General features: G+C 70.6%; 13 protein-coding genes. 10 read left to right on the top strand and 3 right to left on the bottom strand.

Annotated elements, in window-relative coordinates:
- The 3 genes from BLR99_RS06560 to BLR99_RS06550 form a co-directional block, all read left to right on the top strand.
- Positions 1-325, top strand: a 325-nt coding sequence (locus BLR99_RS06560) for an integrase core domain-containing protein (protein ID WP_139160138.1), incomplete at its 5' end; no start/stop codon positions are given.
- A gap of 23 nt (positions 326-348) precedes the next feature.
- Positions 349-1215 (top strand): LysR family transcriptional regulator, encoded by an 867-nt coding sequence (locus tag BLR99_RS06555; RefSeq protein WP_233427215.1) that lies wholly within the window; start codon positions 349-351, stop codon positions 1213-1215.
- 44 nt (positions 1216-1259) lie between these two features.
- Positions 1260-2213: an AEC family transporter gene (locus tag BLR99_RS06550; protein ID WP_011794451.1), complete on the top strand. Its 954-nt coding sequence runs from the start codon at positions 1260-1262 to the stop codon at positions 2211-2213.
- A gap of 18 nt (positions 2214-2231) precedes the next feature.
- Here BLR99_RS06550 and queG read toward each other — a convergent pair whose 3' ends face one another.
- On the bottom strand, positions 2232-3326 hold the full coding sequence (gene queG, locus BLR99_RS06545; protein ID WP_041827268.1) for a tRNA epoxyqueuosine(34) reductase QueG: 1095 nt from the start codon (positions 3324-3326) through the stop codon (positions 2232-2234).
- Positions 3327-3338: 12 nt separating this feature from the next.
- Here queG and tsaE point away from each other — a divergent pair, with 12 nt between their 5' ends.
- The 5 genes from tsaE (at position 3339) to BLR99_RS06520 (ending at position 7486) form a co-directional block, all read left to right on the top strand.
- Positions 3339-3884 (top strand): tRNA (adenosine(37)-N6)-threonylcarbamoyltransferase complex ATPase subunit type 1 TsaE, encoded by a 546-nt coding sequence (gene tsaE / locus BLR99_RS06540; protein ID WP_017439601.1) that lies wholly within the window; start codon positions 3339-3341, stop codon positions 3882-3884.
- Positions 3881-5434, top strand: a complete 1554-nt coding sequence (locus BLR99_RS06535) for an N-acetylmuramoyl-L-alanine amidase (protein WP_074686931.1) — start codon at positions 3881-3883, stop codon at positions 5432-5434. The genes tsaE and BLR99_RS06535 overlap by 4 nt, the downstream gene beginning before the upstream one ends.
- Before the next feature lie 134 nt (positions 5435-5568).
- Positions 5569-5901: a cupin domain-containing protein gene (locus tag BLR99_RS06530; RefSeq protein WP_011794447.1), complete on the top strand. Its 333-nt coding sequence runs from the start codon at positions 5569-5571 to the stop codon at positions 5899-5901.
- 135 nt (positions 5902-6036) lie between these two features.
- Positions 6037-6264, top strand: a complete 228-nt coding sequence (locus BLR99_RS06525) for a YMGG-like glycine zipper-containing protein (RefSeq protein ID WP_013593771.1) — start codon at positions 6037-6039, stop codon at positions 6262-6264.
- Positions 6265-6628: 364 nt separating this feature from the next.
- The gene (locus BLR99_RS06520) at positions 6629-7486 is read left to right on the top strand and encodes an alpha/beta fold hydrolase (RefSeq protein ID WP_011794445.1); all 858 of its coding nucleotides are present in this window, start codon (positions 6629-6631) and stop codon (positions 7484-7486) included.
- Between the two features lie 39 nt (positions 7487-7525).
- Here the strand turns inward: BLR99_RS06520 and BLR99_RS06515 are convergent, their stop codons facing one another.
- Complete coding sequence (locus BLR99_RS06515; RefSeq protein WP_017439765.1) at positions 7526-8170, bottom strand: DedA family protein; 645 nt, start codon at positions 8168-8170, stop codon at positions 7526-7528.
- Positions 8171-8302: 132 nt separating this feature from the next.
- Between BLR99_RS06515 and mutL the strand changes: the two genes are divergently transcribed.
- Both mutL and BLR99_RS06505 read left to right on the top strand, forming a co-directional pair.
- A complete protein-coding gene (gene mutL / locus BLR99_RS06510; protein ID WP_046060866.1) occupies positions 8303-10399 on the top strand; it encodes a DNA mismatch repair endonuclease MutL in 2097 nt (698 codons plus the stop codon).
- Between the two features lie 22 nt (positions 10400-10421).
- Complete coding sequence (locus BLR99_RS06505; RefSeq protein ID WP_011794442.1) at positions 10422-11114, top strand: PA4824 family protein; 693 nt, start codon at positions 10422-10424, stop codon at positions 11112-11114.
- Between the two features lie 21 nt (positions 11115-11135).
- Here the strand turns inward: BLR99_RS06505 and BLR99_RS06500 are convergent, their stop codons facing one another.
- The gene (locus BLR99_RS06500; protein ID WP_011794441.1) at positions 11136-12335 is read right to left on the bottom strand and encodes a glycerophosphodiester phosphodiesterase; all 1200 of its coding nucleotides are present in this window, start codon (positions 12333-12335) and stop codon (positions 11136-11138) included.
- Between the last annotated feature and the right edge of the window lie 103 nt (positions 12336-12438).

The following is a 12438-nucleotide window of genomic DNA, read 5'->3' as shown; positions in this document are numbered from 1 at the left end:
CGGCGTACGCATCGAGCGCGTCATGACCGACAACGGCTCTGGCTACAAAAACGCCTTCCGCGCGGCCTGCGAGGAATTGGGCATCCGCCACATCCGCACGCGGCCCTATACGCCCAAGACCAACGGCAAGGCCGAGCGATTCGTACAGACCAGCCTGCGGGAGTGGGCCTATGCCAGACCCTACGAAAGCTCAGCCCAACGCACGGCTGCCCTGCAGCCCTTCATTGACGGCTACAACTGGTGCCGGCCACACTCCGCGCTCGGCCATCAGCCTCCCATCACACGCATTCCGGGTGTGAACAACCTCGTGAGACTCAACATCTAGAGCAGCTCCGCACCTTCGCCCTGGTGCTCGAGCTGGGGAGTTTTTCGGCGGCGGCGGAACGACTGGGGCTCACCCAGCCCGCCGTCAGTGTCCAAGTCAAGAAGCTGGAGCGCGCGCTGTCCGTGCGGCTGGTGGAACGCGTGGGAAGGCGCGTGAGCGCCACGCCCGCCGGCACCGACCTGCTCGCCCAGGTGCCCCACGTGGCGACCGCGGTGGCCAACGCGGTGAGCGCGGCGACATTCCATGCCGCCGGGGTGTCCGGCACCGTGCGCCTGGGCACGGGCCTCACGCCCTGCCTCTACTTCCTGCCGGGGGTGCTGCGCGACCTGCGCAAGCGCTATCCGTCGCTGCAGATCGTCGTGAGCACGGGCAACACGGAGGACTACGTACGCCAGGTCGAGGGCAACATCGTCGATGTCGCCCTCGTCACGCTGCCCGTCAACTCCCGCGCGATCGCCGCGACGCCGGTGCTGGAGGACGATTTCGTGGCCATCTGCCGGCGCGGAACCTGCCAGTGGCCCGACGCCGTGACCGCCGAGCTGCTCAGCGAGCAGCCGATGGTGAAGCTCGGCAACGGGACCACCACCCGCACCCTGGTGGACGAATGGCTGCGCCAGGGCACGGGGCCGCTGCGGCCGCCGGCGATGGAGTTCGACAGCGTGGAAGCCATCAAGGCCATGGTCGCGGCGGGCCTGGGCTGCGCGGTGCTGCCCCGCATGGCCGTGACCGGGCCGGGCAAGCACAAGGACCTGGAGATGCGTCCGCTCGAACCGAAGCTGCGGCGCACCCTGGCCTTCATCCTGCGGCAGGACAAGCCGGTGAATCGGGGCCTGAAGAAGGTGCTGGAAGCCATCGCGGACGGCGCCCGCGCCTTCAAGTCCAAGGACTGACGCGCCTGCGCGCCGCCGGGGCTTTCCCGGAGACGGGGCGTTCCATGCCACGGCACCCGCCGGCGCGGGCGCCGGGTATCCTGCGGGCGGTGAACTACGCGCAGCTCCTCTTCCCGGATTTCTCCCTCATCCTCTTTGGATACCTGATCTGCCGTTACACGGCCCTCGACCGGTCGGTCTGGCAGCCCGTCGAAGGCCTGGTGTATTACCTGCTCTTCCCGGTGCTGCTCTTCCAGTCGATCGTGAGGACCCCGATCCACCTGGGCGAAACCTCGGGCCTGATCGGCGCGGGCGTGCTCATGGGGCTCTGCGGCATCGGTCTGGCCTATGCGCTGCCGAAGATCCCCGGACTGTCGGGCCGCATCGATGCGCGCGACCATGCCGCCAGCGCGCAGGTGGCGTTCCGCTTCAACTCGTTCATCGGTCTGGCGCTGGCCGAGCGGCTGGCGGGCGCGCAGGGCCTGCAACTGATCGCCGTGCTCATCGGGGTCTGCGTGCCGATCTTCAACGTGGCGGCCGTGTGGCCCATGGCGCGCGCGGGCAGCCAGGGCTTCCTGAAGGAACTGGTGCGCAATCCGCTGATCCTGGCGACGGCTTCCGGGCTGGCGGCGAACCTGCTCGGCCTGCGCATCCCCGGATGGATGGAGCCTTCGGTGAACCGCGTCGGGGCCGCGTCGATCGCGCTGGGGCTCATGTCGGCAGGCGCAGGCATGCAGCTCGGACTGCTCACGCGCAGCACGCTGCTGTCGGCCTCGGTGCTCTCGATACGGCACCTCGTGCAGCCGGTGGCGGCGTGCCTGCTGGCACGCTGGTTCCGCCTCGACGGCGTGCAGACGACCGTACTGATGGCCTTCTCGGCGCTGCCCACCGCGTCCACCTGCTACGTGCTGGCCGCGCGCATGGGCTACAACGGGCCCTATGTGGCGGGCCTGGTGACACTGTCCACGGTGCTGGGCGTGTTCAGCCTGCCGCTGGCGCTGGGCTGGCTCGCTCCCTGAACGCTGCGCGCCGTCCGCTCATGCGGGCGGCGGCTCCGCCCCGGCGGCCGCCTGCGCCAGGGCCCAGGCCACGTGCTCGCGCACCAGGGGGCTCGGGTCGTTCGCGCGCGATGCCAGCGCCGCACGCAGGGCCGGATCGCCCGTGGCGCGCAGCGCATTGCCCAGCGCCACGGCCACGTTGCGCAACCAGCGCTCGTGCCCGATGCGGCGGATCGGCCCGCCTTCGGTCATGCGCAGGAAAGTGCTCTCGTCCCAGGCGAACCACTCGGCCAGCGGGCGCCCCGAGAGCCCCGGGCGCTCGTCGAAGTCGGGGACCTGCGCGGGCTGGGCGAACTTGTTCCACGGGCAGGCGAGCTGGCAATCGTCGCAGCCATAGACGCGGTTGCCCATGAGGGGCCGGAGCGCTTCGGGAATGGGCCCGGCATGCTCGATGGTGAGGTAGGAGATGCAGCGCCGCGCATCCACGCGCTGCGGCGCGACGATGGCGCGCGTCGGGCAGACGTCGATGCACGCCTGGCAGGAGCCGCAGTGCGCGCTGACGGGCTCGCTGGGCGGCAGGGGCAGATCGACGTAGATCTCGCCCAGGAAGAACATGGAGCCGGCTTCGCGGTGCAGCACCAGCGTGTGCTTTCCGCGCCAGCCCTGCCCGCTGCGGCGGGCGAGTTCGGCCTCCAGCACCGGCGCGGAATCAGTGAACACGCGGTGCCCGAAGGGCCCCACCGCGCCGGCGATGCGGTCGGCGAGCTTCTGCAGCCGCGCGCGCAGCACCTTGTGGTAGTCCCGGCCCCGGGCATAGACGGACACGATGCCTTCCCGAGGCCTGTCCAGCCGCGACAGTTCGGCCGCCTGCCACCCGCCCGGCGAGCCCTCCCGCTCCGCGGTGCGCGCCAGGGTCTGCCGCGGCAGGTAGTCCATGCGCACGGTGATCACGCTCACGGTGCCGGGCACCAGTTCCGCCGGCCGGGCGCGCTTGAGTCCATGGGATTGCATGTAGTGCATGTCCCCATGGAACCCTTGGGCCAGCCATTGCATCAACCCCGGCTCCGCCGACGACAAATCCACGCCGGCGACGCCAATTTGGGAAAATCCCAGTTCGCGGGCCCAGCCTTGCATTTGAGGAACGAGTTGACTGCTGCACGACATCACCCGGGGATTGTAGAAAGCCCCTCCGGAACCGACACCCTGCGAAGGGTCTGGCGGAGCGAGGACGACACCGCGGCATTCGCGCGCGCGCTCGCCGCGCAGCCCGCGCTGGCGAACGCCTTCGTCACCCTGCACGGCGACCTGGGAACGGGCAAGACGACCTTCGTGCGGCACCTGCTGCGGGCCCTGGGCGTACAGGGCCGGATCAAGAGCCCGACCTACGCCGTGGTCGAACCGCACGACACCGACGCCGGGCCGGCGTGGCATTTCGACTTCTACCGCTTCGGCGATCCCCGCGAATGGGAGGACGCAGGTTTTCGCGACATCTTCGCGGGCCCCGGCCTGAAGCTGGCCGAATGGCCCGAGAAGGCCGCGGGATTGCTGCCCACCGCCGACCTTGTCCTACAGATCGAAGCCCCCTCTCCCGCCAACGGCGCGTACGATGGCGACGGCACGGCCCGGCTGGCCCTGCTGCGCGCCGGCACACCCCTTGGCCGCACCCTGGTGCAAGCACTCCCCGCAGCATGAGCGAAGACGCCTCCCCCCTCCTCCACCCACCTGCCGCCTCCTTGCCCCCGCCCCATGGCCCATCGCGGCGCGGGCTGCTGCGCGCCGGGTCCCTGGTGCTCCTGCTCGGCTCCGCGCAGATCGCGCGCGGTGCCAGCATCGTGGCGGTGCGCGTATGGCCGGCGCAGGACTACTCCCGCGTGACCATCGAATCGGACAAGCAGCTCTCGGCCAAGCAGTTCTTCGTGGCCACGCCGCCGCGGCTGGCGGTGGACATCGAGGGCATCGACCTGAACCCCGAACTGCGCGAACTGGTCGCGAAGGTCAAACCGGATGATCCCAACATCGCCGGCATCCGCGTCGGCCAGAACGCTCCGGGCGTCGTGCGGCTGGTGGTGGACCTCAAGCGCGCCGCGCTGCCGCAGGTCTTCACCCTGCCGCCGATCGCCGCCTACCGGCACCGGCTGGTATTCGACCTCTACCCCGCCGAGCCCGAGGATCCGCTGGAAACGCTGATCGCCGAGCGCCTGCGGGACGCGGCGCCGGGAGCCGCCTCCGCGGGAGCGCCCGTCCCCGCGCCGGCCCCGCTGCCGAACATCGCAGCGGCACGGCCGGGAACGGCCGGCGATCCCCTGGGCGACCTGATCGCACAGCACAAACAGCCGGCAGGCAAGGCCGCGCCGCCGTCGCCCGGCGGGCTGCCGTCGGCGGCGCCCGGCCCCACGGCACCGGTGGCCACGCCCTCGGGCGCGCCAGCGGCGGTTCCCCCGGCAGTGGCCGCCGCGCCCGCCACGCCTCACACCGGCGGCGCGGCGCATCCCGCCGCCCCGGCCATCGCCAGGGCGACCGACCGGCTCATCATCATCGCCCTCGACCCGGGCCATGGCGGAGAAGACCCGGGCGCCATCGGCCCCGGCGGAACACGCGAGAAGGACGTGGTCCTCAAGATCGCATTCCTGCTGCGCGACCGCATCAACGCGACCACCGTCGGGGGCAATCCGATGCGCGCTTTCATGACCCGCGACGCGGATTTTTTCGTGCCGTTGGGCGTGCGGGTGGACAAGGCGCGCCGCGTGCAGGCGGACCTGTTCGTCAGCATCCATGCCGATGCCTTCACCACGCCGGCCGCCCGCGGCGCGAGCGTCTTCGCACTGAGCCAGAGCGGCGCCTCCAGCTCGGCCGCGCGCTGGCTGGCCAACAAGGAAAACCAATCCGACCTCGTCGGAGGCCTGAACGTGCGCAGCCAGGACAGGCATGTGCAGAGCGCCCTGCTCGACATGAGCACCACCGCGCAGATCAACGACAGCCTCAAGCTCGGCAGCGTGCTGCTGGGCGAGATCGGCAACATGGCCAAGCTCCACAAGCCACGGGTCGAGCAGGCCGGCTTCGCGGTGCTCAAGGCGCCCGACATCCCCAGCGTACTCGTGGAAACGGCCTTCATCAGCAACCCGGAGGAAGAGGCCAAGCTCCGCACGGCGGCCTACCAGCAGCAACTGGCGGATGCGCTGATGCGCGGCATCACCCGCTATTTCGCGAAGAACCCGCCGCTCGCGCGCAGCCGGTCCGTCTGAAATCCATGGCTCCGGGCCGGCCGGCAGCCGCAGGTCGCCGGGGTGTATTCAGGCATTGCCTTGCGGCGCCGGCTGGGCCACAGTTCCATCCACCCACGACGAAACGCCCCGCACCGGGGCCAGAGGAGTTTTCCATGGCTTTGCAGCATGCACGTTCCGCCGAAGTCGTCAGCGTCCGCCCGCTCGGTGCGGCGCTGGCGGAAACCGCCACCTCCGCCATCATCAAGGCCGCGCAGCTCGAAGTGATACGAGCTGTTCTGCCCGCCGGCAAGGAACTGCGCCAGCACGAGACCCCCGGCGAGCTCACGATCCAGTGCATCGAAGGAGAAGTGGAGCTGCACACCGCTTCGGGCGCGAGCCTGCTGCGCCCTGGCGACCTCGTCCACCTGCAGGCCCGTGCGGTCCATTCGCTGCGCGGGTTGACCGATGCCTCACTGCTGCTGACGCTGTGCCTCGTTCCCGAGTAAGGCTGCGAGCGGGACAGTAACGTCCTACAACCAGCGGTTGGAGCTGCTTACACACGCCTGGAGCGAGCGGAGCGATAGTGTGCACATGGGTAGAAGGACATTTCCTGAGCCTGCAATTCCACAAAGGAGCACACCATGAATTACCGCCACCTCCTCTCCGCCGCCGCCTGCGTCGCCGCACTGGGCCTGGCAGGATGCTCTTCCAATCCGTCCAATGCACAGATCGGCACCGGCGTCGGCGCCGTGGCTGGCGGTGTGCTGGGCAGCGCGGTCGGCGGCACCGCCGCCACCGTGGGTGGCGCAGCGGCCGGTGCGCTCATCGGCCACGAACTGGGCGAGGATCGCGACCAGCGCCGCCGCTGATCACCGGACGCCGTTCAGAACCCTTCCCGGAGCAGCCTGCTCTGCTCCGTACTCCCAGCCGCTCGCATGGCAACCGCCGTGCGAGCGGCTTTTGCATGGGCCTTGCGGAATCCCGGCCACTTGGCCACTTGCACGCCCGGATGCATAAAAGATATTTATTTTTACTCATGACTACACGAATAACCAATGAAGCTAGCAGCAGCTAGCATTCAGCGGTCCCTTTTGCAGAGGAAGGTCGCTGTCCATGGCCCGATTTCCCCACCCGCCGCGCACCGGAACGCCCCCCTGCGCCGAAGGGGGGCAGCCATGGCGGCCGGCACTGCGGTTCCGGGGAGCCGGCCCGGCGGCAGCAGGCGCCTTTCCGATGGCCGGGGACGACTTCAGCGCATTCGCCGAAGAGCAGGTCCTGCAGTTGCCCACCGCGCACGGCGGCCACCTTCGCTACCAGGACCGCGGCAGGGGCCCCGCCGTCCTGCTCGGCCACAGCTATCTGTGGAACTCCACGATGTGGGAGCCCCAGATCCGCGCACTTTCGCGCTGCTACCGCGTGATCGCGCCGGATCTCTGGGGCCATGGAGCGTCCGGCCCCTTGCCGCGCGGCACGCACGATCTGCAGGCACTGGCCGGTCACATGCTGTCCATGCTCGATGCCTTGCAGATCGACGAGTTCGCGGTGGTCGGCCTGTCGGCCGGCGGCCTGTGGGGCGCGGAACTGGCACTGCTGGCTCCCGAGCGGGTGCGCAGCCTGGTGCTCATGGGCACCCGCCTGGGCGCGGAACCCGCAGCGACGCACCGCCACTACGCAGGCCTGCTCGACGCGATCGAGGCCGCAGGACGTGTCACCCCGGCCCTGGCGCAGGCCATCGTTCCGCTCTTCTTCCGCGCCGGCACGGACATGGATGCCGAGCATCCGGCGGCGTTCGCGCGCTGCCTGGCGTCGATGCCCACCGACCGGCTGCGCGATTCGATCGTCCCCCTGGGCCGGCTCCTGCTGGCGCGGCGCGACGCGCCGGGCCAGCTGGCGGCGCTGGACCCGGGCACCACGCTGATGATGTGCGGCGACGGCGATACCGCCTGCCCGCCCCGCGGGATACAGGATCTGGCGCACTCGCTGGGCTGCGATGCCGTGCTCGTGCCGGCCGCGGGCCACATTGCGAACCTGGACAACCCCGAAGCCGTCAACCACCACCTGCTGCGGTGGCTGGAGCGCACGCTGCGCTGACGGCGCGGGTAGCGCCGATGCGCGGCCGCGCTTTCCCTGTCAGGCGGCCTGCCGGCGGCCCGCACGCCAGGCGCCGAAGATCGCGATCAGGCCCGGCACCAGGATCAGCGCCCAGATGATCTTGTCGAGGTTCGCCTGCACCCAGGGGAAGTTGCCGAAGAAGTAGCCCGCGGTGCAGATGCCCAGCACCCACAGCATGGCACCGCCCACGTTGTAGGCGGTGAACTTGCCGCGGTGCATTTCGGCCACGCCCGCCACGAACGGGGCGAAGGTGCGGATGAAGGGCATGAAGCGCGCCAGCACGATGGTGATGCCGCCATAGCGTTCGTAGAACGCATGGGCCTGCTCGAAGGCCCGGCGGTTGAACCACCGCGAATCCGGCCACTGGAACACCTTGGGCCCGAAATACCGTCCGATGGTGTAGTTGCACTGGTCTCCGAGCACGGCCGCCACCAGCAGCACGGCGCAGGCGATGGGAAAGCTCATCAGCCCGGCGCCGCACAGCGCGCCCACGATGAAGAGCAGGGAGTCGCCGGGCAGGAAGGGCATGACGACGACGCCCGTTTCCACGAACACGATGGCGAAGAGCAGCGCATAGACCCAGGGGCCGTACGCGGCCACGAAGGCCGCGATGTGCTTGTCCACGTGCAGGATGAAATCGATGAGGAACTGGATGGCTTCCAAGGCGGATCCTTCAGGAGCGGCGGAGCGGAAAAAGGGGTCGGAGGCACGGGCAGGTGCTTTCGCCCCGCGAAGGGGGCGGGCACCCGGCGGCGCGGCGCGTAACTCTAACCGCACTGCCTACAATGCCGCCCGATGACCCCAGAGCCAGCCCTCCCGCGCCGCCCGATCCGCGATCTTCCGGACGAACTGATCAGCCAGATCGCCGCGGGCGAAGTGGTGGAGCGGCCCGCGTCGGCCGTGCGCGAACTCGTGGACAACGCGCTGGATGCCGGCGCCCGGCAGATCACCGTGCGGCTGCTGGCCGGCGGCGTCCGCCTGATCGCGGTGGAGGACGACGGCTGCGGCATCCCGCCCGAGGAACTGCCGGTGGCGCTGCGCCGCCACGCGACCAGCAAGATCACCAATCTGCACGACCTGGAGTCGGTGGCGACCATGGGCTTTCGCGGCGAGGCGCTGGCCGCCATCGCGTCGGTCTCGGAGATGGCCCTGCTGTCGCGGACCGAGGAGCAGCCCACGGCCTTCCTGCTCGACGCGCGCAGCGGCGAGCTGCGCCCCGCGGCGCGCGCACGCGGCACCACGGTGGAAGTGAAGGAGCTGTTCTTCTCCACACCCGCGCGGCGCAAGTTCCTGAAGACCGATGCGACGGAACTGGCGCATTGCATCGAGGCCGTGCGCCGCCACGCGCTGGCGCGGCCGGACGTCGGGTTCGCGATCTGGCACGAAGGCAAGCTGGTCGAGCAATGGCGCGCGACGCTCGTCCCCCCCGCGGCCTCGGCGGACGGCACCGTGGACGATGCGGCGCTGGAGGAGGCGCTGGCGCGCCGTCTGTCCGACGTGCTGGGCGAGGACTTCCTGGCCGAATCGATCGCCGTGCGGCACCGCTCCGGGCCGGTGACGGTCACCGGGAGGGCCGGGCTGCCGGACGCCGCGCGCTCGCGCGCCGATCAGCAGTTCTGCTACGTCAACGGCCGGTTCGTGCGCGACAAGGTGCTCACGCATGCGGCCCGCAGCGCCTACGAGGACGTGCTGCACGGGCAGAAGCAGCCGGTGTATGCGCTCTATGTGGCGATCGATCCGATGCGGGTGGACGTGAACGTGCACCCCACCAAGATCGAGGTGCGCTTCCGCGACAGCCGCGAAGTCCACCAGGCCGTGCGGCATGCGGTGGAGAACGCCCTGGCGGCCCCGCGCGCGCAGGCGCTGGCGGCCGCCGCGCAAGGCGCTGCCGAAGCGGGCGCGCCCGCCGCGGGTTCGCCGGCGCCCCCCACTGCCCGCGTGGCGCCGCCCGCCGCCCTGCCCCGGCAGGCCGCGATGCATTTCGATGCCCGCCCCGGGCACCGCGTCACCGACCTGGAAGCGCTCTGGGGCCGCAAGGACACCGCGCCCTCCACACGGCCTGACGGCACCACGGACTTCGCGCCGCCCCCTGCACCGCATGCGCCGCTGTCTTCCGCCTCTGCACCGGGGGGGGCCGCCACCGTGCAGGAGGCTTCCCCGGCCTATGCCCCGGCCGGCGGTGCCCTGCCGGCCGTGGATACGCCCGCGGCCCCCCAGGGAGGCACGCCGGACGGCCCTGGCGCCTTCGCGGCAGTGCCCGACGCCCCTGCGCAGGCCGCGGCACCTTCCAGTGCCGAGCCGGCAGTCTGGCCGCTGGGGCGCGCGGTGGCCCAGATCCACGGCGTATACATCCTGGCCGAGAATGCCCAGGGCATGGTGATCGTGGACATGCACGCGGCGCACGAGCGCATCGTGTACGAGCGCCTCAAGGCCCAGGTGGACGCCAGCGAGCGCATCGCGAGCCAGCCGCTGCTGATTCCCGCGACATTCGCCGCCACGCCCGAGGAAGTGGCCACGGCGGAAGCCCATGCCGACACGCTCGACATGCTCGGCCTCGAAGTCTCGCCCTTCTCGCCCCGCACGCTGGCGGTGCGCGCCGTGCCCACCTCGCTCGCGCAGGGCGATGCGGTGGAACTGGCGCGCAGCGTGCTCGCGGAGCTGGCGGCGCACGATGCCACCACCGTGGTGCAGCGGGCCCGCAACGAGATCCTGGGCACCATGGCCTGCCACGGCGCGGTGCGCGCGCACCGGCGGCTGACGCTGGACGAGATGAACGCGCTGCTGCGACAGATGGAAGTGACGGAACGCTCCGACCAATGCAACCATGGCCGGCCCACGTGGCGGCAACTGTCGATGCGCGAACTGGACGCGCTGTTCCTGCGCGGACGCTGACACCCCTTCGAAGGACCTCCCCATGCCGCTCCACCGCGTTCCGCTCCGCCACCGCTTCTACCGGACATCCACGGTGCGCGGCCTCATGGCCCTGGCCGCCTTTGCGGCGGGGTCATCGCACGTGCATGCAGGCCGCCCGCTCACGGTGGACGACGCGGGTGTGAATGCCCCCGGCGAGGGCCACATCGAGATGTGGTGGGAAGGCGTGCACCAGGAGCGCGGCGCCGTCTTCGCGGCGCCGGCTTACGCGCCCCGCGCGCTTCCGGGGCTGGAAGTAGGCGCCCTGCTGGCGCGCGACCTGCACGGCCGCGCCACGCTGAACGGCCTGCAGGCGAAGTGGCAATGGACGGCTCCGCGCGACGGCGGCTGCCACGCGGCCAGCAGCGCCGGCCTGGTCCATGCCCACGGAGAGAACGGCAGCACGCTGGCGCTGACGGCGATCGGCACCTGTGCCATCGGCTGGGGGGCGGTGCACGCGAATCTCGGCGCCTTGCGGACACCCGAGAAACACTGGCGCCCCACCTGGGGCGTCGCGCTGGAATCGACCTGGGGCGCCGTCACGGCGCACGTCGAGGCGTTCGGCGAGCGCAACGGCCCACCCACCTACCAGACCGGAGCCCTGTGGGAATGGACGCCCGGCTGGCAGCTCGACGGCATCGTGGGGCGCCGCCAGGGGCGAACCCTGCTGAGCCTGGGCGTCAAGTACAGCTTCTGAGCGCCGCCCGCACGGCGGGGATCAGTCGTCGCGGGCAGCCTTGGCCTGGTCGGGAAAGTCCGAGAACACGCCGTCCACCCCCAGGCGATAGAACTGCCGGTACTCGGCCTTGGGATCGCCACGGTAGTCGGAGGCGAGCCGCTTGGCCTCGCTGCGGAACGTGTAGGGGTGCACGAACAGGCCGGCCGCATGGGCGTCGGCCACCACGCGGGTGGGCGACATCACGATGCGGTCGCGCTCGTCGATGACGCCGTCGCCGTTGAGATCGTCCGGCTTGCCGTCGTTGTTGGCGTCCTGGAGCCGCGTCGGAATGAGGTAGGGCTTCCAGGGGCCGATGCCGTCGGCATAGGTCCTGACCTCGCGCAGCCCCTCGGGCGTGAGCAGGCTGGCGAAGGTGCGTCGGTCGCCGGCCACCGCGAAGTCGTAGGGCTTGTCGTAGGGGGCGGTCAGATCGATGCTGCCGTCGGGTTTCACGTCGTTGCCGTCCACGAGCTGCACGAGGCGCACCTGGGTCTTCGTGCGCAGGTACTTGAGGTTGGACACCTCGAAGGACTGCACCATGACCGGCGAGGCCGCCTTCGTGTAGCCGTACTGCGCGAGCGTGTCGAGCAGCCGGTCTTCGAGCTTCAGGTTCAGGTTGGCGTGGTAGGTGGGATGCTTGGTCTCGATATAGACGCCCACGGTGCGGCCCGCCTTCGCTCCTTCGGCGCGGGCGAGGTCCAGCACCTCGGTGAGCGTGGGGACCTGGAAGCGGCCGTTGAAGGACTGGTCGCGCTCGGCCAGGGGCTGGATGGCGCGCAGGGTCTTGATCTCGGCCAGGGTGAAATCGGAGGCGAACCAGCCCTCCTCCTGCACGCCGTCCACCATCTTGCGGGTCTTGCGGCTGGCGAACTCGGGGCGCTGCGACACGTCGGTCGTGCCGGTGATGTTGGGCTCGTGGCGGGCGATGAGCACGCCGTCTTTGGTCGCCACCAGGTCCGGCTCGATGAAGTCGGCGCCCAGTTCGATGCCGCGGCGGTAGCCTTCGAGCGTATGGTCGGGCAGGTAGCCGGCGGCGCCGCGGTGGCCGATCACCAGGGCCTTGGAGCCGTCGAGGGTCGGATGGGTGCCGCCGTCGCCGCCGCAGGCGGACAGGGCTGCGCACGCGGCGGCGGCCAGGACCGTGCGGCCGGCGGACACCAGAGCGGCGGCCGGGCCGCCCGCGATTCGTTGCGTCGTCATGGATCTCTTCTCCGTTGTGAATGGACGGTATGCGTCCGCGCGCACTCTGTCGGTACCGCATGACAGCCCCGTGACACCGCCGCCCCTCCTCCGGACGCGCGGC

Origin of the sequence: Paracidovorax citrulli, assembly GCF_900100305.1 — a bacterium.
GTDB classification, from domain to species: domain Bacteria; phylum Pseudomonadota; class Gammaproteobacteria; order Burkholderiales; family Burkholderiaceae_C; genus Paracidovorax; species Paracidovorax citrulli.
The sequence above is the reverse complement of the archived record's forward strand: the minus strand, read 5'-3'. Positions and strand labels throughout refer to the sequence as shown.

What these genes read in the sequence shown, in the direction of transcription:
- BLR99_RS06550 (WP_011794451.1), top strand. Translation starts at nt 1,260, where the DNA reads ATGCCACGGCACCCGCCGGCGCGGGCGCCGGGTATCCTGCGGGCGGTG.
- queG (WP_041827268.1), bottom strand. Translation starts at nt 3,326, where the DNA reads ATGCAAGGCTGGGCCCGCGAACTGGGATTTTCCCAAATTGGCGTCGCC.
- BLR99_RS06535 (WP_074686931.1), top strand. Translation starts at nt 3,881, where the DNA reads ATGAGCGAAGACGCCTCCCCCCTCCTCCACCCACCTGCCGCCTCCTTG.
- BLR99_RS06530 (WP_011794447.1), top strand. Translation starts at nt 5,569, where the DNA reads ATGGCTTTGCAGCATGCACGTTCCGCCGAAGTCGTCAGCGTCCGCCCG.
- BLR99_RS06525 (WP_013593771.1), top strand. Translation starts at nt 6,037, where the DNA reads ATGAATTACCGCCACCTCCTCTCCGCCGCCGCCTGCGTCGCCGCACTG.
- BLR99_RS06520 (WP_011794445.1), top strand. Translation starts at nt 6,629, where the DNA reads ATGGCCGGGGACGACTTCAGCGCATTCGCCGAAGAGCAGGTCCTGCAG.
- mutL (WP_046060866.1), top strand. Translation starts at nt 8,303, where the DNA reads ATGACCCCAGAGCCAGCCCTCCCGCGCCGCCCGATCCGCGATCTTCCG.
- BLR99_RS06505 (WP_011794442.1), top strand. Translation starts at nt 10,422, where the DNA reads ATGCCGCTCCACCGCGTTCCGCTCCGCCACCGCTTCTACCGGACATCC.
- BLR99_RS06500 (WP_011794441.1), bottom strand. Translation starts at nt 12,335, where the DNA reads ATGACGACGCAACGAATCGCGGGCGGCCCGGCCGCCGCTCTGGTGTCC.